This is a genomic window from Paractinoplanes maris (assembly GCF_023544465.1).
Classification (GTDB): Bacteria; Actinomycetota; Actinomycetes; order Mycobacteriales; family Micromonosporaceae; genus Actinoplanes; species Actinoplanes maris.
The window spans coordinates 606,992-626,214 of record NZ_JALPVL010000004.1 but is presented as its reverse complement, the minus strand read 5'-3'; the positions used below and the strand labels follow the sequence as shown (position 1 = coordinate 626,214).

21 protein-coding genes are annotated in these 19,223 nt (G+C 73.6%); 14 read left to right on the top strand and 7 right to left on the bottom strand.

Features of this window, described 5'->3' with window-relative positions; genetic code table 11:
- The first annotated feature begins 80 nt into the window (after positions 1-80).
- Positions 81-398, top strand: a complete 318-nt coding sequence (locus NAG42_RS15025) for a helix-turn-helix domain-containing protein (protein ID WP_250030848.1) — start codon at positions 81-83, stop codon at positions 396-398.
- Between the two features lie 35 nt (positions 399-433).
- Here the strand turns inward: NAG42_RS15025 and NAG42_RS15020 are convergent, their stop codons facing one another.
- Positions 434-1,612 (bottom strand): FAD-dependent oxidoreductase, encoded by a 1,179-nt coding sequence (locus NAG42_RS15020; protein WP_250030847.1) that lies wholly within the window; start codon positions 1,610-1,612, stop codon positions 434-436.
- Between the two features lie 32 nt (positions 1,613-1,644).
- Positions 1,645-1,887, bottom strand: a complete 243-nt coding sequence (locus tag NAG42_RS15015; protein WP_250030846.1) for a hypothetical protein — start codon at positions 1,885-1,887, stop codon at positions 1,645-1,647.
- Positions 1,888-1,944: 57 nt separating this feature from the next.
- On the opposite strand from NAG42_RS15015, the gene NAG42_RS15010 reads away from it, so the two are divergent.
- Positions 1,945-4,674 carry an ATP-binding protein gene (locus NAG42_RS15010; protein ID WP_250030845.1) on the top strand — a complete coding sequence of 910 codons (2,730 nt, stop codon included), beginning with the start codon at positions 1,945-1,947 and terminating at the stop codon, positions 4,672-4,674.
- Positions 4,675-4,710: 36 nt separating this feature from the next.
- Here the strand turns inward: NAG42_RS15010 and NAG42_RS15005 are convergent, their stop codons facing one another.
- Entirely contained in the window at positions 4,711-5,145 is a 435-nt protein-coding gene (locus NAG42_RS15005; protein ID WP_250030844.1) for a universal stress protein, read from the bottom strand.
- A 93-nt stretch (positions 5,146-5,238) separates the two neighbouring features.
- Between NAG42_RS15005 and NAG42_RS15000 the strand changes: the two genes are divergently transcribed.
- Positions 5,239-5,799, top strand: a complete 561-nt coding sequence (locus NAG42_RS15000) for a TetR/AcrR family transcriptional regulator (RefSeq protein WP_250030843.1) — start codon at positions 5,239-5,241, stop codon at positions 5,797-5,799.
- Between the two features lie 37 nt (positions 5,800-5,836).
- The gene (locus tag NAG42_RS14995) at positions 5,837-6,640 is read left to right on the top strand and encodes an SDR family NAD(P)-dependent oxidoreductase (RefSeq protein WP_250030842.1); all 804 of its coding nucleotides are present in this window, start codon (positions 5,837-5,839) and stop codon (positions 6,638-6,640) included.
- 50 nt (positions 6,641-6,690) lie between these two features.
- On the opposite strand, the gene NAG42_RS14990 is transcribed toward NAG42_RS14995, so the two are convergent.
- The gene (locus NAG42_RS14990; protein WP_250030841.1) at positions 6,691-7,875 is read right to left on the bottom strand and encodes a zinc-dependent alcohol dehydrogenase; all 1,185 of its coding nucleotides are present in this window, start codon (positions 7,873-7,875) and stop codon (positions 6,691-6,693) included.
- Between the two features lie 44 nt (positions 7,876-7,919).
- On the opposite strand from NAG42_RS14990, the gene NAG42_RS14985 reads away from it, so the two are divergent.
- Genes NAG42_RS14985 through NAG42_RS14965 form a run of 5 tightly spaced genes read left to right on the top strand, consistent with a single transcriptional unit; the run spans position 7,920 to position 11,784 of the window.
- A complete protein-coding gene (locus tag NAG42_RS14985; protein ID WP_250030840.1) occupies positions 7,920-8,858 on the top strand; it encodes an SDR family NAD(P)-dependent oxidoreductase in 939 nt (312 codons plus the stop codon).
- 43 nt (positions 8,859-8,901) lie between these two features.
- Complete coding sequence (locus NAG42_RS14980; RefSeq protein ID WP_250030902.1) at positions 8,902-9,798, top strand: acyl-CoA dehydrogenase family protein; 897 nt, start codon at positions 8,902-8,904, stop codon at positions 9,796-9,798.
- Positions 9,792-10,514, top strand: coding sequence for a PIG-L deacetylase family protein (locus tag NAG42_RS14975; RefSeq protein WP_250030839.1), 723 nt, complete (start codon positions 9,792-9,794; stop codon positions 10,512-10,514). Before NAG42_RS14980 ends, NAG42_RS14975 begins: the two co-directional genes overlap by 7 nt.
- Positions 10,511-11,119, top strand: a complete 609-nt coding sequence (locus NAG42_RS14970; RefSeq protein ID WP_250030838.1) for an SAM-dependent methyltransferase — start codon at positions 10,511-10,513, stop codon at positions 11,117-11,119. Before NAG42_RS14975 ends, NAG42_RS14970 begins: the two co-directional genes overlap by 4 nt.
- Positions 11,116-11,784 carry a glycosyltransferase family 2 protein gene (locus tag NAG42_RS14965; protein ID WP_250030837.1) on the top strand — a complete coding sequence of 223 codons (669 nt, stop codon included), beginning with the start codon at positions 11,116-11,118 and terminating at the stop codon, positions 11,782-11,784. Before NAG42_RS14970 ends, NAG42_RS14965 begins: the two co-directional genes overlap by 4 nt.
- A 180-nt stretch (positions 11,785-11,964) precedes the next feature.
- Here the strand turns inward: NAG42_RS14965 and NAG42_RS14960 are convergent, their stop codons facing one another.
- The 3 genes from NAG42_RS14960 to NAG42_RS14950 all read right to left on the bottom strand — a co-directional run bounded on the left by NAG42_RS14960 (position 11,965) and on the right by NAG42_RS14950 (position 14,694).
- On the bottom strand, positions 11,965-12,909 hold the full coding sequence (locus NAG42_RS14960; RefSeq protein ID WP_250030836.1) for a phosphotransferase family protein: 945 nt from the start codon (positions 12,907-12,909) through the stop codon (positions 11,965-11,967).
- Between the two features lie 61 nt (positions 12,910-12,970).
- The gene (locus NAG42_RS14955) at positions 12,971-13,831 is read right to left on the bottom strand and encodes an LLM class flavin-dependent oxidoreductase (RefSeq protein WP_250030835.1); all 861 of its coding nucleotides are present in this window, start codon (positions 13,829-13,831) and stop codon (positions 12,971-12,973) included.
- Positions 13,828-14,694, bottom strand: a complete 867-nt coding sequence (locus tag NAG42_RS14950; RefSeq protein ID WP_250030834.1) for an ornithine cyclodeaminase family protein — start codon at positions 14,692-14,694, stop codon at positions 13,828-13,830. The genes NAG42_RS14955 and NAG42_RS14950 overlap by 4 nt, the downstream gene beginning before the upstream one ends.
- A 42-nt stretch (positions 14,695-14,736) precedes the next feature.
- Between NAG42_RS14950 and NAG42_RS14945 the strand changes: the two genes are divergently transcribed.
- Genes NAG42_RS14945 through NAG42_RS14925 form a run of 5 tightly spaced genes read left to right on the top strand, consistent with a single transcriptional unit; the run spans position 14,737 to position 19,222 of the window.
- Entirely contained in the window at positions 14,737-15,405 is a 669-nt protein-coding gene (locus NAG42_RS14945) for a GntR family transcriptional regulator (protein WP_250030833.1), read from the top strand.
- A gap of 2 nt (positions 15,406-15,407) precedes the next feature.
- Positions 15,408-16,562: an NAD(P)/FAD-dependent oxidoreductase gene (locus tag NAG42_RS14940; RefSeq protein WP_250030832.1), complete on the top strand. Its 1,155-nt coding sequence runs from the start codon at positions 15,408-15,410 to the stop codon at positions 16,560-16,562.
- 19 nt (positions 16,563-16,581) lie between these two features.
- Complete coding sequence (locus NAG42_RS14935) at positions 16,582-16,893, top strand: (2Fe-2S)-binding protein (RefSeq protein ID WP_308201154.1); 312 nt, start codon at positions 16,582-16,584, stop codon at positions 16,891-16,893.
- Positions 16,890-18,305, top strand: coding sequence for an FAD/NAD(P)-dependent oxidoreductase (locus NAG42_RS14930; protein ID WP_250030830.1), 1,416 nt, complete (start codon positions 16,890-16,892; stop codon positions 18,303-18,305). Before NAG42_RS14935 ends, NAG42_RS14930 begins: the two co-directional genes overlap by 4 nt.
- Positions 18,302-19,222 carry a dihydrodipicolinate synthase family protein gene (locus NAG42_RS14925; protein WP_250030829.1) on the top strand — a complete coding sequence of 307 codons (921 nt, stop codon included), beginning with the start codon at positions 18,302-18,304 and terminating at the stop codon, positions 19,220-19,222. The genes NAG42_RS14930 and NAG42_RS14925 overlap by 4 nt, the downstream gene beginning before the upstream one ends.
- Position 19,223: the final 1 nt, after the last annotated feature.

The window sequence follows — 19,223 nt, the reverse complement described above, 5'->3', positions numbered from 1 at the left end:
GTCGGTAAATGGTGTTCTTACCCGTAACCCTGGGCCCCGGTGCTGTTGCGCCGGGGCCCTCGTCTTGGAGAGATGCGTATATGCCCCAGTCCGACGACATGTTCGGCGACGACGACTACCCCGCCTACACCATGGGCCGCGCCGCGGAGATCACCGGCGCTTCGCAAGACTTCCTGCGCCGGTTGGACGAGGCGAAACTGATCACGCCGTTCCGGTCGGCCGGCGGGCACCGCCGCTACTCCCGATACCAGCTCCGGCTGGCCGCGCGAGCCCGCGAGATGGTCGAGCAGGGCACCGCCCTGGAGGCCGCCTGCCGCATCATCATCCTCGAGGACCAGCTCGAGGAGGCCCTCCGGCAGAACCAGGAACACCAGCGCCGGCAGGACGCCGGCGCCTGACGATCCCCTTCACCGCCGGCGCCTGACGATCCTGTTCATCGCAGCGCCGGCGAGCGGGCGTCGTCGATCGACAGCTCGGACAGGTTGAACGCCATCTTCCGCTGAAGTCGGGGGGAGCGGCCGGCGACCGTGAGGGCGGCGTTGCGGATCACCCGGGCCACCGGGTTGCGGACCGTGGCCGCCCGGGTCAGGCGGTCGGTCATGGCCACGACCCCGGCCGCGACCGGGCGGCGCTCCGCCTCGTACGAATCCAGGTCGGCCGCCCCGCCGCCGACCGCCTCGCTCAGCAGCCGGGCCAGTGCCACCGCGTCCTGGATGCCGGTGTTCATGCCCTGGCCGCCGGCCGGGCTGTGCACGTGGGCGGCGTCGCCGGCCAGGAACACCGGCCCGCGCCGATAGGTGTCGGCGAGGCGGTGGTGCACCCGGAACCGGGAGCTCCAGGTCAACCCGGTCACCGTGCCGGGCCGTACGCGTGGGCCGCGCTCGTCGAGCAGGCGCTGCACGTCGTCCACGGTGGGATGTTCGGGGGCGTCGTCGAGCGTGGCCACGATGCGGTAGCGGCCGTCGGGCAGGGGCGCGACCACGACCAGTCCCCGCGGCGCGAAGAACAGGTGCACCTCGTCGAGTTCGTACGGCCAGGTCAGGGTGACGTCGGCCAGCACGAAGGACTCGGCGTAGCGCGAGCCGGTGAAGCCGATGCCGGCCTGCTCGCGGACGACGCTGTTCATCCCGTCGCAGCCCGCGACGTAGCGGGCGCGGACCTGCTGCACCGAGCCGTCGGGCCCGGCCACCGTCACCGTGCCCTGGTCGAGGCCGGTGACCCGGTGCCGCCAGCGCACCGCGCCGCCGCTCGCCTCCAGATGCTCGGTGAGGATCCGCTCGGTCTGGTCCTGGGGCAGCATCAACGTGTACGGGTATTTGGTCGGCAGCCCCGCGAACGGCACCTGGAAGAGGGCCCGGTCGCGGTCGCGGACGGTGAACTTGGTGGCCTCGATGCCCCGGCGGCACAGGTCGTCGCTGACCCCGAGCTCGTCGAGGACCTCCAGCGTCCGGGCGTGGACGACCGCGGCCCGGGAGGTGTTGGCCCCCTTCTCGGCCCCGTCGAGCAGCAGATGGTCGATCCCGCGGGCGGCGAGGGCGCAGGCCAGGGTCAGCCCGGTCGGCCCGGCGCCGGCGATGACGACATCGGTGGTGGCAGGCAGCGTGCGGTTCATGGATGGCTCCAGGTGTCGGCGGAGAACGGGTCTCACGGGGTGTCGAACCACTCGACACGGGTGGCGGTGCTGGTCGTGGCGACGTAGCTCGGCAGCTGGCGCAGCGCGGTCGTCTCGTCGGCGGCGGTGGTGCGCCACCAGACCTCGTGCCCGCCGCCGCGGCAGGTGGCCAGGGCCGCGCTGTGCCGCAGCGGGCTCGGGAAACCGCGGAAGGCGGCGAACACGACGCCGCAGTCGCCGGCCGTGTGTCGGTTGTGGAGGAGGAAGAGCGGCACAACGATGAGCCTCGTCACTCTCGCGCGGGCGGACATCGGGGTGCGACCCTGATCCTCATGACGGAGCCCGGTCGCGTCCTGGTCGGACGCGGCGCCGAAGTGAGCACGGTCGAAACGCTGCTCGACGCGCTGCCGGCCGGCGGTGCCGCGGTGACCGTGCTGGCCGGCGAGCCGGGCATCGGCAAGAGCCGGATGCTGGCCGAGCTCGGCGCGCGGGCCGACGCGCGGGGCATGCTCGTGCTGGCCGGCAGCGCCTCGGAGTTCGAACGCGACCTGCCGTTCTGGCTGTTCGTCGACGCGCTCGACGAATACCTGCGCGCGGCCGAGCCGGACCGCCTGGCCGGTCTGGACGACGAGACCCGGTCCGAGCTGGCCGGCCTGCTGCCGTCCTGGCCCGCCGGCTCGACGCCGGCCGGGGGCCGCGGGGATCCGCGCTATCGGGCTCACCGCGCGATGCGTCAGCTGCTCGAGGTGCTGGCCGGGCCGACGCCCGCCGTGCTGCTCCTGGACGACCTGCACTGGGCTGATTCGGCGTCGGTCGAGCTGGTCTGCGGACTGCTGCGGCGCCCGCCGGTGGCGCCCGTGCTGCTCGGGCTGGCGCTGCGGCCCCGGCAGACCGCGCGCCGGCTGACCGCAAGCCTCGACCGGGCCGGGACCCTGGTGACCCGCCTCGACCTGGGGCCGCTGAGCCTGGGTGATGCCCGCGAACTGCTCGGGGCCGAGGGCGCGGCCCTCTACGCCGACAGCGGGGGTAACCCGTTCTATCTGGGACAGCTGGCCCGGGCCGGTCGTGCTCCCGGGGCGGCCGCCCGGTCCGTTCCGGCCGGCGGCGACGTCCCGGCCGCGGTCTCGGTGGCCATGGCGGACGAGCTGGCCCTGCTCGATCGGGGCGTACGCCGGGTGCTGGAGGGCGCCGCCGTGACCGGCGACCCGTTCCTGCTGGAGCTGGTCGCGACCGCCGCCGAGCAGCCCGAGACGACGGTCGCCCAGGCGCTCGACGTGCTGCTCGACCGTGATCTGGTGCGGCCGACCGACGCGCCCCGCCGGTTCCGGTTCCGGCATCCGCTGCTGCGCCGGGCCGTCTACGACGCCGCTCCTCGCGCCTGGCGGGTCGGTGCCCACGAGCGTCTGGCCGCCGCGCTGGCCGAGCGTGGGGTGCCCCCGGCCGGGCGGGCCCACCACATCGTGCAGGCCGCGCGGCCCGGCGACGCCGACGCCGTGGCACTGCTGCGAGCGGCCGGCGACGACGTGGTGCGGCGGGCACCCGGCGAGGCCGCCCGGTGGTACCAGCACGCGATCGACCTGCGACCGGCCCCCGGGCTGTGGGCCGCACTCGGCGGGGCGCTGGGCGCGGCCGGCCACCTCGAGCGGGCCCGCGATGCCCTCGTCCAGGCCATCGCCCTGCTGCCGCCCGACCAGGTGACCACCCGGGTCGCCCTGATCGCGGACTGCGCCGGCCTCGAGCACACGCTGGGCCACCACGACGCCGCCCACCGGCGGCTCACCACCGCCCTCGACCGCGTCGGCGAGGCCCACCCGGCCGAGGCGGTCACGCTGATGACCGCGATCGCCCAGGACCATCTGTTCCGCCTCGAGTTCGGCGCCGCGGTCGCGTGGTCGCAGCGGGCACGCGCGGCCGCCGTACGACTCGGCGAGCCCCGCGCCGTCGCCGGGGCCGCCATGCGGCTGGCCTTCAGCACCGCGTTCGCCGGGGACGAAGCCGCGGCCGCCGAGGCCTGCACCGAGGCGGCGGCCCTGCTCGACGCCCAGTCCGACGAGGAGCTGGAGATCTCGCCGGAGCCGATCATCGGCCAGCTGGCCGCGGCCGAGTTCCTGGCCGGGCGGCTCGCGGACGCCGGGCGGCACGCGGAACGCGCGCTGGCGCTGGTCCACCACCACGTCCCGGTGATGTTCTGGACCGGTCTGGTGCGGGCCGCGGCGGGCCGGTTGCCGGAGGCGGCGGCCGTGCTCGACGAGGCCGTCGAGATCTCCCGCGCCTCGGGCAACGCCTCGATGCTGGGCTGGGCGCTGACCGCCCGCTCCTCGGTCGCGGCCATCAGCGGCGATGCCACCCTGGCGCGCACCCTGGCCGAGGAGAGCGTGGCCGCGCAGGGCCCGGAGGTGAACACGCTGCCCGGCGTCTGGTCACGGCTCGCGCTGGCCGTCGCCCTGGTCGAGTCGGGCCGGGCCGCCGCGGCCGTCGTTCCCGGCCTCGACCTGATCCCGGCCCCGCTGCGCCCGGCCGCCCGCGAGGTGATCGTCCACCAGGAGCTGGCCGTGGGCCGGGTTCCCCGGGCCGAGGGCAAGGGGCTGGCCCTGGTGGCTCTGCATCAGGGCCGCCCGCGCGAGGCCGCGGAACTCGCGCTGGAAGCCGCCCGGCACGGCACCGTGCTGGAGGCGGCGGCCGCCCGGCTGCTGGCCGCGCGGGCGCTGGCCGAGGCGGGTGACGTCGAGGAGGCCGTCCGGAATCTCCAGCTGGTCCGCGACGTCTACGACCGGTGCGGGGCTCCGCGGCGGCGGGCCGAGGCCGAGCGCCTGATGCGGCGCCTGGGTCACCGGCAAGTGCACCGCCGCAGCGACCGGAGCTCCGGGCTGGCCACGCTGACCGAGCGCGAGCTCGAGGTGGCCCGGCTGATCACCGACCGCCGCACCAACGCGGAGATCGCCGAGGAGCTCTATCTGAGCCGCAAGACGGTCGAGACCCACATCCGCCATCTGTTCCACAAACTGTCGGTCGGCTCGCGCGTCGAGATCGCCCGCGCGGTGGAGCGTCACGACCGCGCATGAGGGTGCGACCCTGATGTCCGCGGCCGCCCGGCGGCGTCACGGCACCACGGTGACCGGCCAGCGACCGCAGCGCACCAGTTTGTTGCCGATCGAGCCGGCCACCCGGTGCAGGAAGTTGGCCGAGCGGCCCACGATCACCGCGTCGGCCTGGACCTCGCGGGCGGCGTCGCACAGCTCGGTGTAGGGCTCACCGGCCCGGACCACCAGGCGGGCGTCGATGCCGAGATCCTGGACGCGCTCGTCGAAGGCGGCTCGCAGCTCCCGCTCCACCGCGTCCTGGGTGTCGATGATCGTGGCGGCCGCGCCGCCCGTGTCGGCCAGGGGCAGCAGGGCCGGTGGCGGGGTGCGCACATAGACGACGATCAGGCGGCTGCCCTGGCGGCGGGCCATGCCCAGCGCATAGGCGGCCGCGCGTAAGGAGGATGTGGATCCGTCGATGCCGACCAGGATCGTGCCGGGGCCGTCCCTCATGGCTTCCTCCACGCCGGAATTACTGAACGTCTTGCGTTTCGATATCCAAAGTGTATCGTGACGGTAACCGTTCAGCAATAAGAAGGACATGTCATGAGCTCGTCCGGCCGGCCGCGCGATCCCGAGGTCGACCGCCGCATCGAGCGGGCGGCCATGGACCAGTTCGGTGAGACCGGGTGGGCCGGCTTCGCCATGGAGGCCGTGGCGCGGCGGGCGGGCGTCGGCAAGGCCTCGCTCTATCTGCGCTGGAGCACCAAGGAGTCGCTGCTGACCGATGCCCTGACGGCCAGCCTGCCGCATGTCAGCGACGTCGACACCGGCACCCTGCGCGGCGACCTGGTCGAGCTGGCCACCCAGATCCTCGACGTCTATGCCGGCCCGTCGAGCCGGGCCGCGATGCGGCTGATGATCGAGGGCCGCACGATCCCCGGCGTCGCCGAGAACTACGCGGCCACCCGCGCGGCGCAGACGCTGGCCGCCCGCGCGATCGTCCGGCGCGGCATGGCCCGGGGTGAGCTCTCCCCCGCCGTGTCGGTCACGCTGCTGCTCGAGACGCTGATCGGCGGGGCCATGATGCACGCGCTGACCGCGCCGCCCGACGGCAGCGCGCACGCCGGCAAGCTGGTCGATTTCCTGCTGGACGCGTTGAGCTGAAACGCATAACCCGATCGAGCCGGGGCACCCCACTGCCATGAATTCGACGACGAATCCGTTCGCAGTAGTCACCGGCGCGTCCAGCGGGATCGGCTTCGAGCTCGCCCGGCAGTTCGCCGAGCACGGCTACGACCTGCTCGTCACCGCCGAGGACGACGCCATCGAGGAGGCGGCCACCGCGCTGCGCCGCGACGGGCAGAACCAGGTGGTGGCCGTCAAGGCCGACCTGGCCCACTTCGAGGGTGTCGAGGCCGTCTACGCGGCCGTTCTCGAGACCGGCCGTCCGGTCGACGCGATCGCGCTCAACGCCGGTCGCGGTATCGGCGGTGACTTCACCCATCAGACCTCGCTGACCGACGAGTTGAACGTCATCGACGTGAACGTCACGTCGACCGTGCACCTGGCCAAGCGGGTGCTGCCCGACATGGTCGCCCGCGACTCGGGACAGGTGCTGTTCACCTCGTCGATCGCGTCCACCATGCCCGGCACCTATCAGGCCGTCTACAACGCCTCGAAGTCGTTCGTGCAGTCGTTCGCCGAGGCGCTGCGGGCCGAGCTGAAGGACACCGACGTCACCATCACGTCGTTGATGCCCGGCCCGACCGACACCAACTTCTTCCACCGCGCCGAGATGGACGACACCCGGGTCGGCGCCGGCAAGAAGGACGACCCGGCCGTGGTGGCCAAGCAGGGCTTCGACGCGCTGATGAAGGACAAGGAGAAGGTTGTCGCCGGCTCCCTGAAGACCAAGGTCCAGGGCGCGGCGTCGAAGGTCATGCCGGACAAGGCCAAGGCGGAGATGCACCGCAAGATGGCCGAGCCCGGCTCGGCCCAGGAGTAACCACCCGAACGCAGAGGGCCCGCCGGCTACGGCGGGCCCTTTCTCCTTGCCTACGGCTTGAGAACGACCTTGATGCAGCCGTCCTCCTTCTTCTTGAAGATGTCGTAACCGTGCGGGGCCTCTTCGAGCGGGAGGCGGTGGGTGGTCAGGTCGTCGACCCCCAGCGGGTCGTCGTCACCGGTCAGCAGGGGCAGGATGTCGTCGACCCACTGCTTGACGTGGGCCTGGCCCATCCGCAGGGTCACGCCCTTGTCGAACAGGTCCATCATCGGGAACGGGTCGGCCTCGCCGCCGTAGACGCCGATGATGGAGATCGTGCCGGCCCGGCGCACCGAGTCGAAGGCCGTACGCAGCGCACCCATCCGGTCGACGCCGAACGTCTCGGTCGCCTTGCGGGCCAGCCCGTCGGGCAGCAGCCCGGCCGCCTTCATGGCGGCGGACTGGAACGGGGTGCCGTGCGCCTCCATGCCGACCGCCTCGATCACCGAGTCGGCGCCGCGGCCGTGGGTCATGTCGCGAACGGCGTCACCGATGTTGTCGACCTTGTCGAAGTCGAGCACCTCGATGCCGTTGCGCTCGGCCATCGCGTTGCGCTCGGGCACGTTGTCGACGGCGATCACGCGGCCGGCGCCCAGGTGGCGGGCGATCCGGGCCGACATCTGGCCGATCGGGCCGAGACCGGTCACCAGCACCGTGCTGCCGGGCTCGATGTCGGCCCACTGGGCAGCCTGCCACGAGGTGGTCAGCACGTCGGAGAGGAACAGATAACGCTCGTCGGGGTGGTGGTCGGGCACCTTGATCGGGCCGAAGTGCGCCTGCGGCACCCGCAGCAGCTCGGCCTGCCCGCCCGGCACCTGACCGTAGAGCTTGGTGTAGCCGAACAGCGACGCACCCTTGCCCTGATCCTTGACCTGGGTCGTCTCGCACTGGGCGAAGAAGCCCTTGCGGCAGTAGAAGCAGTGCCCGCAGGAGATGTTGAACGGGATGACCACACGGTCGCCCGGCTTGATGTGGGTGACCTCGGACCCGACCGCTTCGACGATACCCATCGGCTCGTGCCCGAGGATGTCGCCCGCGTCCAGATACATGCCCAGGACGTCGTACAGGTGCAGGTCCGAGCCGCAGATCGCGGTGGAGGTCATCCGCACGATCGCGTCGGTCGGCTCCTGGATCACCGGGTCGGGAACGGTCTCCACGGTGACCTTGCCGGTTCCTTGCCATGTCAATGCACGCATGTGATGCCGGATACCCGGTGATCGTTCGGGTATGCAATCCGGTCATGAGTTCACGTGTAGTGGTGCTGACCGGCGCCTCCAGTGGCATCGGCCGGGCCGCGGCCCTGGCGTTCACCCGCCGGGGCGACCGGGTGGTTCTGGCCGCCCGCAGCGAGCAGGACCTGATCGCCGTGGCCGAGGCCTGCGGCAACGACCCCCTGGTGGTCCCCACCGACATCACCAGTCGCAGCGACCTCGAAGCCCTGCGGAAGGCGGCTGTCGAGCGGTACGGGCGGATCGACGTGTGGGCCGACTCGGCCGCGGTCATGGCGTACGGGAAGTTCGAGGATCTGCCGCCCGAGGTGTTCGAGCAGGTGATCGCGACCGACCTGCTGGGCACGGCCAACGTCGCCCGCACCGCGCTGCGCCAGTTCCGCGCGCAGGGGCACGGCACGCTGATCCTGGTCGGCTCGCTGCTGGCGCACATCACCGTGCCGTACATGTCGGCCTACGTGACCTCGAAGTGGGGCCTGCGCGGCCTGGTGCGCACGCTGCAACAGGAGACCCGGGACGCGCGGAACATCCACGTCTGCTCGGTGGCGCCGGGCAGCGTCGACACGCCGATCTACACCAGCGCGGCCAACTACGCGGGGTTCGTCGGCCGCCCACCGCCGCCGGTCGACACGGCCGAGCGGGTCGCCGCCCGGGTGCTCAAGCAGGCCGACAAGCCCCGCCCCGAGGCCTCGGTCGGCGCGACCAACCGTCTGATCGAATTCGGCTTCACCGCGTTGCCCCCGGTCTACAACGCCCTGGTCACCACGCTGATGAAGCACGGCGGCCTGTCCCGGCGCCGGATCGCCCCGAACGACGGCAACATCTTCGGCCCGCAGCCCCGCGAGGAGGGCGGCCCGGGGCGGTGGAACCGGGCCCAGGTCGGCGGGGCGATCGCGGCCACCGCGCTGGTCACCGGCTTGGCGATCAGGCGTTGGTGGCCCGCGCGATAGCGGGTTACCCGGGTGGCCGCCGGGGTATCAGCCGCCCGTGCTCATGATCGAATCACCGGATCTGCCCCTGCCCGGAGGGGGCGCCACGGCGGAACGCCTCCGCCGGTTGGCCGAACTCGGCCGCATCAGCCCGGTGGTTGCCCGCCTCGGTGAGGGCCACGCCGATGCCGTCGCGATCCGGGCCGAACTGGACGACGACGGGCCGGGCGAGGACGGCGAGCGCTGGGGAGTATGGGCCGCCGTACCCCGGTCGCTCACCGCCGTCCGCGACGGCGGCGCCTGGCGGGTGAGCGGGGACCGCCCGTGGTGCTCGGGCGCCGGGTGGTGCACGCACGCACTGGTCACCGCGGAGGCCGAGGACGGCGTCCGGCTCTTCGCCGTGACCAACGAGCCGCCGCACGCCGAACCCCTGGACGGCACCTGGCCGGCCGTGGGCATGGCGGCCAGCGACAGCCGCACGATCCGCTTCACCGACGCGCCGGCCCGGCCGGTCGGCGGCCCCGGCTGCTACGTCGAGCGGCCCGGCTTCTGGCACGGCGGCATCGGCGTGGCCGCCTGCTGGTACGGCGGCGCCCTCGGCATCGCCGACGCCCTGCACGACTCGGGCAAGGACGATCCGCACACGATGGCCCACCTGGGCGCGGTCGACGTCGCGCTGGGCGCCGCCCGGGCCGTGCTCCTCGAGGCGGCCGCCATCATCGACGCCGACCCGCTGGCGATCCAGCACCGGCTCGCGCTGCGCGTGCGGGCCACCGCCGAGGCCGCCGCCACCGAGGTCATCGACCGGGTCGGGCGGGCGCTCGGCGCCGGACCGCTGGGCCGCGACGAGCAGCACGCCCACCGGGTCGCCGACCTCACCGTCTATCTGCGGCAGAGCCACGCCGAGGCCGACCTCGAACAGCTCGGCGCCCTGGTGCGGACCGGGAAGTCGCCGTGGTGAGGCCGATCGCCGGCGCGGGCACCGCCGAGCAGGGCTGGCAGTCCTGGCCGGCCGTGGCGCAGTGGCCGGCCTTGCCGCTCGACGCCGCCGAGCCGCCGCTGATCGTCGCCCCGCATCCCGACGACGAGATCCTGGGCGTGGCCGGGCTGATGGCGACGCTGGACGCGGCCGAACTGGTGGCCGTGACCGACGGCGAGGCCTCCCACCCGGGATCGACCGTGCACACCCAGGGCGAGCTGGCCACGATCCGCCGGGCCGAGACCGCCGAGGCGTTGCGCCGGCTCGGGCTGGGCGACGCGCCCGTGCACCGGCTGGCCCAGCCCGACGGCAAGATCGACGAGGACGCGGTGGCCGAGGCGCTGACCGGGCGGCTGACCCCGGGGCGCTGGTGCCTGGCCACGTGGCGCGAGGACGGTCACCCCGACCACGAGGCGGTCGGCCGGGCCGCGGCCCGCGCGTGCGCGGCCACCGGCGCGATCCTGCTGGAATACCCGATCTGGACGTGGCACTGGGCCGAGCCGGCCGACCCCCGGGTGCCCTGGCACCGGGCGTACCGGATCGATCTGAGCCCGGCCGCGCAGGCCGCCAAGGCCGCCGCCATCGCTGCTTTCCCCAGCCAGATCGCGGCCCTGGGTCCCGAGCCGGCCGACGCGGCGATCCTGCCCCCGCACGTCCTGGCCCGGTTCTCCCGCCCCTTCGAGGTGGTCTTCCGGTGACCACGCCGCAGAGCTATTTCGAGCACATGTACGCGCGTAGCAGCGACCCATGGAGTTTCGACAGCCGCTGGTACGACGCCCGCAAGCACGCGCTGACCGTGGCGTCGCTGCCCCGCCGCCGTTACAAGTCGGCGTTCGAGCCCGGCTGCTCGACCGGCCGGCTCACCGCCCGGCTGGCCGAGCGGTGCGACCACGTGTTCGCGGTCGACGCCGTGCCGGCCGCGATCGCCTCGGCGGCCACCCACCTCGCCGTTTTCCCGCACGTGACGCTGAGCCCGGCCCGGATGCCGGCCGACTGGCCGGACGACACGTTCGACCTGATCGTGCTGTCCGAGCTCGGTTACTACTTCGACGACAGCGACCTGGCCACCCTGGTCGAGCGCACGGTGGCCTCGCTGGAACCGGGCGGCGACCTGGTGGCCGTGCACTGGCGGCGCCCGGTCGACGAGCACGCCCGCTCCGGCGACGACGTGCACGCGCTGCTGGCCGCCACGCCCGGGCTGGCCCGTCAGTCCCGGCACGAGGAGGCCGACTTCCTGCTCGAGGTCTTCACCCGTACGCCGCCCGAGGCTTTCTCGGTGGCCCAGCGCGAGGGGCTCGCATGAACCGGATCGCCGTCGTCGTGCCCGCCCACAACGAGCACGACCTGCTGCCGGCCTGCCTGACCAGCCTGGCCGCGGCCACCGCCGCCGTCCCGCTGCCGGTCGAGGTGATCGTGGTCGCCGACGCCTGCACCGACGACACCGCCGTCCTGGCCGCCGCGGCCGGCGTGACGGTCCTGACGGTCGACGCCCGCAACGTGGGCCGGGCCCGCGCCACCGGCCTGACCCACGCCCTGCGCGACGGCCCCGACGGCCTCTGGCTGGCCACCACCGACGCCGACAGCCGGGTCGCGCCCGAATGGCTGCTGTGGCACCTCACGCACGCCGCCGCCGGCACCGACCTGCTGGCCGGCACGGTAATGGTCGACGACTGGGCCGGCTGGCCGGCCGCGCTGCCCGGCCTCTACGACAGCCGCTACGCCGCCTCGGCCGCCCACGTGCACGGAGCCAACCTCGGCGTCGCGGCCCCGGCCTACCTGGCCGTGGACGGCTTCCGCCCGCTCGACCACGACGAGGACCGGGACCTGATCACCCGCCTCCGGGTTGCCGGCTACCGCGTGGTCGCCGACGCCACCTGCCCGGTCGTGACCAGCGCCCGCCCCGACGGCCGGGCGCCGCTGGGCTTCTCGTCCCACCTCGACGGCCTGGCCGGGTCCCTGGCCGCGTAGCGGGATCGAGAAACGGCCTGGCGTCGGTCGCCCGCCGCGTAGCGGAATCGAGAAACGGCCTGGCGTCGGTCGCCCGCCGCGTAGCGGAATCGAGAAACGGCCTGGCATCGTCGCCGGCCGCGTAGCGGGTTGGAGAATCAGCTCGGGCGCCTCCTTCGCCGGCGCGTGCTGAGCCGCTGCTCAGCCGAACGTTCCGAGAGCGGTGAACCGGGCGCCCAGATCATCGACCCATTGCGCCGGCGTGCGACGGTCCGGCAACGCGACTCCGGCCTCGGCCCGCCACAACACGTCACTGAGAACGGCGCGCACATGCCAAGCCATGATCCGGTCCATGTTCACCGTCCGGCCGGACATCCGCTCGTACTGGGCCACCGTCGCGGTGAACAGTTCGACACCGCAGTCCCCGGGCAGGCATCGCAGGTCGAACTCGGGTTCGCCGATGCCCGCGGTCTCCCAGTCGACGACCAGGTGCAGCCGCAACGACTCGCGGTCCCAGAGGTGATTGTCGCCGTGGAGGTCGCCGTGCACCAGAACGGCCCGGCCGGGCGCCGCGAGTACCCGGTCCACCTCATCGCACCAAGCTGACACCCGGTCCCGCTGATCGGGCCGGATCAGCGCTCCGAATCGGGCGCGGAGGGTGTCCGTCGAGGCAGGCGCCATCGGCTCGGGCAGGGGGCCCAACGCCCCGGACACCGCCGTCAGCACGTCCGGATCGTGCAGAGCCGCCAGGACCGCGGCGAGATCACCCGCGACCGTCGGCCGATCACCCGGCGCGATCAGGTGCCGGACGTCGAAGAACGGCATCGCCGCCGCCCGGCGGGTGACCAGCATCGCCGGATTCCGGGACGCGGTCACCACCGTGGGCAACGGCAAGCACGGCGCGGCCACCCGCAACGCGTCGAGCAGCCGCGCCTGATGCCAGATCCGCGATGCGGGAGGCTGGGCCCAGGCGAACTTCACCACGAACCGGCCATCGACGTCGGCACTGGCCGTGCACCACTGTGGATCCTCGCTCGGTTCCAACCCACGGGTCACGATCGTGCCGTCGGCCAGGTCGGGCGCCACCGTGCGCAGTGCGGCCCGCAACGCGTCCACACTCGGCTCGTCCAGCCACGTCAATGCCATCCGGTCAGCATGGACGATCGCGCCGGCCGGCGGACCGGGGGAACGCGTCAGAGTCCGGGAGTCACAGGCCGTGGACGGCCAGCACGTCGCCCAGCGCCCGGGCCGGGACGCCGCGGTCGTCGGGGCGCGGCCAGTGCACGCTCACCTCGTCGAAGCCCAGGCCGGCCAGCCGGCCCACGGTGTCGGCGTAGCGGTCGCGGCTCTCGAACGGCCAGTACGACTCGAGCCCGACGTTGACGATCCGGCGGATCCGGCGGCCCTCGAGCACCGCGTCGAGTTGCTGTGACTGCTTCTCCAGCGCGGCGAACCACTCGTCCGGGCCGACCGCCGGACCGTACGGGCCGTAGGTGACCCAGGCCTGACCGTGCCGGGCGACCAGGCGCAGCGAGCGCGGGCCGGTGCCGGCCACGGTGAACGGGACGCGCGGGCTCTGCACGCAGCCGGGCAGCTGATGGGCGTCGATCGCGGTGTAGCGGTCGCCGTGCTCGGTCACGATCGGCTCGACCAGCAGCTTGTCGAGCAGGCCGATCCACTCGGCGAACCGGTCCATCCGCTCGCGCGGGGTCAGCGGCGGGTTCCCCAGCACCTGCGCGTCGAGGCTCTCGGTGCCGGCGCCCAGGCCGACCTCGAGGCGGCCGCCGCTGAGCTGGTCGAGGGTCATCAGCTCCTTGGCGAACGGCACCGGGTGGCGGTAGTTGGGCGTGGCGACCTGCACGCCGAGCCGGACCCGCTCGGTGGCGCCGGCCGCGGCGGCGAGCAGCGGCACGCAGCCATACCACGGGTTGTCGCGCAGCAGGGGCCAGGTGAGGTGGTCGTAGGTCCAGACCGTGTGCACCCCGGCCCGCTCGGCCTCGACCACCTCGGCCAGCCAGGTGCTCGTGGGATGGCGGTCGGGCAGGACGAGCGCCGACAGGTCGGTCATAGGTCGGTCACCACAGCGTCCGCGATCACAAGATCCTCCCAGCCCATCCCCACGGTTTTGATCAGTCTGGGCCGGGCGGGGGTGGTTCCCCGGACCAGGTCGGCAAAGGTCACCAGCTCATCCTCGGTGATGCCGGCCTGAATGAGGTCACCGGCTTCCCGTACGGCGGTCGCGCGCGACTCCACCAGCGCGCCGCACCGCCGTACGGTCTCGGTGTCGACCTCCCGGGCAGCCGGCTCGTGGGAACCGACCGCGACCACCACGGTGCGGTCACCGAGGAGCCGGCCGTCGAAGAGGGGCTCGCGCGCGGTGGTGCAGCAGGCCACGATGTCGGCGTCGGCCACGGACTCCGGCCCGGCGAGCTCGGCACCCGCCTCGGCGGCGAGGGCGGCGGCCCGGTCGCGGTTGCGGCCCACAATCCGTACGGAATCGAGCGGCCGCACCGCCCGGAGCGCCCGGATGTGGCCGAGCGCCTGCGGGCCGGCGCCGAAGACGACGAGCTTGCGGGCGTCGGGTGGCGCCACCAGGTCGACGCCGAGAGCCGAGACGGCCGGGGTGCGCAGCGAGGTGAGCGCGGCACCGTCGAGAATGGCCCGCGGCACCAGCGTGGGCGCGTCGAACAGCACGTAGACACCGTGGATGCGGGGCAGACCGCGCGCGGGGTTGCCCGGGGCGATGCCGACCAGCTTGATGCCGGCGATGCGCTCGTCGCCGGAGGGCATGACCAGCACCTCGCCGTCGCCGAACCCGATCGGCACGCGGGCCGGCTCGGTCTCGGGGTCGAGGCCGCCGGCCAGGGCGGCGCGGAGGGCGGCGATCGCCCGCGGAAAGCCGAGCGCGCTCACCTGTTCCGCCGAGATCATGCGCTGTACCATGTCACATACCACCGAAGGAGGGCAACCGCCATGACGTCACCGCTCATCGGCCCGCTGCGCACGGCCGGCAGCTTCCGGCAGCACGTGGAGGACGCCGTGGCCGCGGCCATCGTCTCCGGCGAGTTCGCCCCGGGCACGATGCTGACCGCCCCGACGCTGGCGGCCCGGTTCGACGTGTCGGCCACCCCCGTCCGGGAGGCTCTGCTCAACCTGGAAAAGCGTGGTTTCGTGGAGATCGCGCGCAACAAGGGCTTCCGGGTCACCGCGGTCAGCGAGCAGGATCTGGCCGAGATCGTGCAGATCCGCCAGTGGCTCGAGGCACCGCCGATGCGGCTGCTGGCCGGGGCGATCGGCCGGCCCGAGCTGGCCCGGCTGCGCGCCGAGGCCGAGGCGATCGTGACCAGTGCGGCCGCGTCCGACCTGCCGACCTATCTGACCGCGGACACCACCTTTCACCTGCACCTGCTCAGTCTGACCGGCATCGACCGGCTGGTCACCCTGGTCGGCGACCTGCGCCAGCAGACCCGGCTGGTCGGGCTGGCCACCATGCTCGGCTCCCCCGAGCTGGCCGAGTCGTCGGCCGAGCACCTGACGCTGCTCGACCTGCTCGAGGCGGGCGACGGCGCGGGCGCCGAGGAGCTGATGCGCCGGCACCTCGGGCACGTCACCGGGTGGTGGAGCGGGCGGGCCGAGCAGTGAAGGTGGTGGTGGTCGGGGCCGGGATCGTCGGCGCGGCGATCGCGCGCGAGCTGGCGATGGCGGGGGTGTCGGTGGTGGTGCTCGACCGGTCGGCGTCGGCCGGGGGCACGTCGGCCGCCGGCGAGGGCAACCTGCTGGTCTCCGACAAGGGGCCGGGGGCCGAGCTGTCGCTGGCGTTGCGGTCCCTCACGCTGTGGCGTTCCCTTCTTCCGGAGGTCGCGGACACCTTCCCGTCGATCGAGTACGAGACCAAGGGTGGTCTCGTCGTGGCGACCACCGACGCCGGCGCCGCGGCCCTCCGCGCGTTCGCCGATCTGCAGCGGACGGCCGGTGTCTCCGCCGCGGAAGTCGACGGCCTCGACTACGAGCCCGACCTCAATTCCGCCCACACCGCGGCGATCTTCTATCCGCAGGACGCACAGGTGCAGCCGGCCATCGCCACCGAGGCCCTGCTCGCGGTGGCCCGGCGGCACGGTGCTTCGGTGCGGCAGGGAGTCGAAGTGCTCGGACCGCTGCGCGGCGGCGACCGGCTGACCGGGGTCGCCACGTCCGGCGGCGACGTCAGCGGTGATCACGTCGTGGTGGCGGCCGGACCGTGGTCGGGCGAGGTCGCGCGGCGGCTGGGCGTCGAGCTGCCGGTGCGCCCGCGCCGCGGCACGATCCTGGTCACCACGCGGATGCGCCAACGGATCCGGCACAAGGTGTACGACGCGGACTACGTCGGCGCGGTCGGCTCCGACGACGCTGCGCTGCAGACCTCCAGCGTGGTCGAGTCGACGGCGGCGGGCACGGTGCTGATCGGGTCGTCGCGCGAGCGGCGCGGTTTCGACGAGCGCATCGAGGCGCGGGTGCTGTCGGCGGTGGCGGCCAAGGCGCTCGTGCTTTTCCCGTTCCTGGCCGGCGTGGCGGTGATGCGGGCGTACGGGGGTTTCCGGCCCTTCGTTCCCGACCATCTGCCGGTGATCGGGCCCGACCCGCGGCTGCCGGGGCTGTGGCACGCGACCGGGCACGAGGGGGCCGGCATCGTGCTCTCCACCGCGACCGGCGAACTGCTGGGCGACCTCCTCCTGGGGCGGGCGCCGCGGGTGCCGGCCGAGGCTTTCGCCGTGGACCGCCCGACCCTGCGGCCCCACCTGGAGCCTTCCCCCGACCAGTAGTGTGTGACATACTACTGATGTGACAGCACCCGGACCGGCCCCTGTGAATCCGCGCCAGGACCCGGTGCGACCTGGGCCGGCGTCGCCCATCACGGTCATCGTGGACGGCTCCGCGGTCCGCGGTCTGGCGGGGCAGACAGTCGCCGGAGTGTTGCTGGCGGCCGGGCGGCTCGCCTGGCGGACCACCCGCAGCGGCCGGCCGCGCGGCGTCTTCTGCGGCATCGGCGTCTGCCACGACTGCCTCGTGACCGTCAACGGCCTGGCCGACGTGCGCGCCTGTCAGCGACGAGCCGCCGACGGCGACACCGTCTCCACCGAGGATGAGGCATGAGCGCCGAGACGCCCGACGTCCTCGTGGTCGGTGCCGGGCCGGCCGGACTCGCCGCCGCCGACGCCGCCCGCCGGGCCGGGGCCCGGGTCGTGCTGCTCGACGCGGCCGGCGACGCGGGTGGCCAATACTGGCGGCACCTCCCCGCTTCCCGCCCCGCCGCCGCCGAGCGGGTGCTGCACCACGGGTGGGATCGCTTCGCCGCGCTGCGCGGGCAAGAAGTGCTGACCGACGCACAGGTCTGGCTGGCCGAGCGGCACGACGACCGGCCGCCCACCCTGCACGTGCTCGTGGGCCCGGCCGACGGTTCCGATCGCGTACGCCGGACCTTCGCGCCCACGACCCTGGTGCTCGCGACCGGGGCGTACGAGCGCACCTTGCCCTTCCCCGGCTGGGACCTGCCGGGGGTGTTCACCGCCGGAGCCGCCCAGGCGCTGGCCAAGGCGGAGCGGATCGCGGTCGGCCGGCGGGTCGTCGTGGCCGGGGCCGGGCCGTTCCTGCTGCCGGTCGCGGCCAGTCTGGTGCGGACCGGCGCGCAGGTGCTCGGGGTGCTCGAGGCCAACGGGTGGCGACGGCTCGCCCGGGCCTGGTCGGCCCGCCCGGCCGAGCTGCTGTCCACCCGGCACAAGGCCGGTGAGCTGGCCGGATACGTCCGCGATCTGGCCCGTCACCGCATTCCCTACCGCACCGGCACGGCCGTGGTCGCCGCACACGGCACCGACCGGGTCACCTCGGTCACGGTGGCCCGCCTCGACGCCGACTGGGCGCCCGTGATGGGCTCCGAACGCCGCGTCCCGGCCGATGCCGTCTGTGTCAGCCACGGCTTCGTCCCCCGCACCGAGCTCGCCGTCTCGGCCGGCTGCCGCCTCACCCGCGACGGCGGCGTCCGCACCGACGAGAACGGCCTCACCAGCGTTCCCGGCGTCTACGCGGCCGGGGAGATCACCGGCATCGGCGGCGCCGACCTCGCTCTCGCCGAGGGCGTCGTAGCCGGCCTGGCCGCAGCCGCAGCCGCCGACCCGGCCGGTGGCGGGATCTCGGCCGGTCAACGACGAGACCGGACCGTCAACCAGCGCTTCGCCGCCCGCCTGGAGGCCGCGCACGGCATCCGTCCCGGCTGGGTCGGCTGGCTGGCCGACGACACCGTCATCTGCCGCTGCGAGGAAGTCACCGCCGGCGACCTGCGGGCCGGCGCCGCCGCCACCGGATCGCGCGGCCTGCGGTCGCTCAAGCTCAGCACCCGCGCCGGCCTCGGTGTCTGTCAGGGCCGCGTCTGCGGGCGCACCGTCGAAGACCTGTTGAACCGCCACACCGGCGGCCTGCTCGACGCCGGCCGCACGGAGACCCGCCCGCTGGCGGCCTTCGTGCGCCTGGGCGAGCTGGCCGCCGGCGCTGACAAGGAGGAACCCGCATGACCACCCCCGCCACCGACCTGCGCGGCGTCGTCGTCGCCACCGCCCTGCCCTACAAACAGGATCCGTCCGCGCCGGCCGGCCTGGCCGTCGACTTCGACAAATACGCCGAGCACTGCGACTGGCTGATCAGCAACGGCTGCCACGGCGTCGGCCCCAACGGCTCGCTCGGTGAGTACTCGTCGCTCACCGACGAGGAGCGCCGCCGGGTCGTGCAGGTCGCCGTCGAGGCCGTCGCCGGTCGTGGCAAGGTCATCGCCGGGGTGCACGGGCCGGGCTGGCACCAGGCCCAGAAGTGGGCCGAGATCGCCGGCGAGGACGGCGCCGACGGTGTGCTGGCACTGCCGCCGACCATGTACCGGGCCAGCGACAGCCAGGTCGTCGAGCACTACACCCGGATCGCCGAGGCCGGGCTGCCCATCATGATCTACAACAACCCGTTCGACACCAAGGTCGACCTGGTGCCGTCGCTGGTCGCCGAGATCGCCGAGATCCCCCAGGTGGTCGCGATCAAGGAGTTCAGCGGCGACGTGCGCCGGCTGTTCGAGATCCGGGAGAAGTGCGACCTGGACGTGATCGCGGGTGCCGACGACGTGCTGTTCGAGCTGATGGTGGACGGCGCGGTCGGCTGGTTCGCCGGCTTCCCCAACGTGTTCCCGGCCGAGTCGGTGCGCCTCTACGACCTCATGCGGGCCGGGCAGGTCACCGAGGCCCGCGAGCTCTACCAGCACCTGGTCGCCGTGTTCCGGTGGGATTCCCGGACGGAGTTCGTCCAGGCCATCAAGCTGAGCATGGACCTGATCGGACGCTACGGTGGCCCGTGCCGCCCGCCGCGGGGCCCGCTGACCCCCGAGCACCGCGCTCTGGTCGAGGCCGAGACCAAGCGGGCCGTCGAGGCGCTGGCCGGTCGGGCGGCCTGAC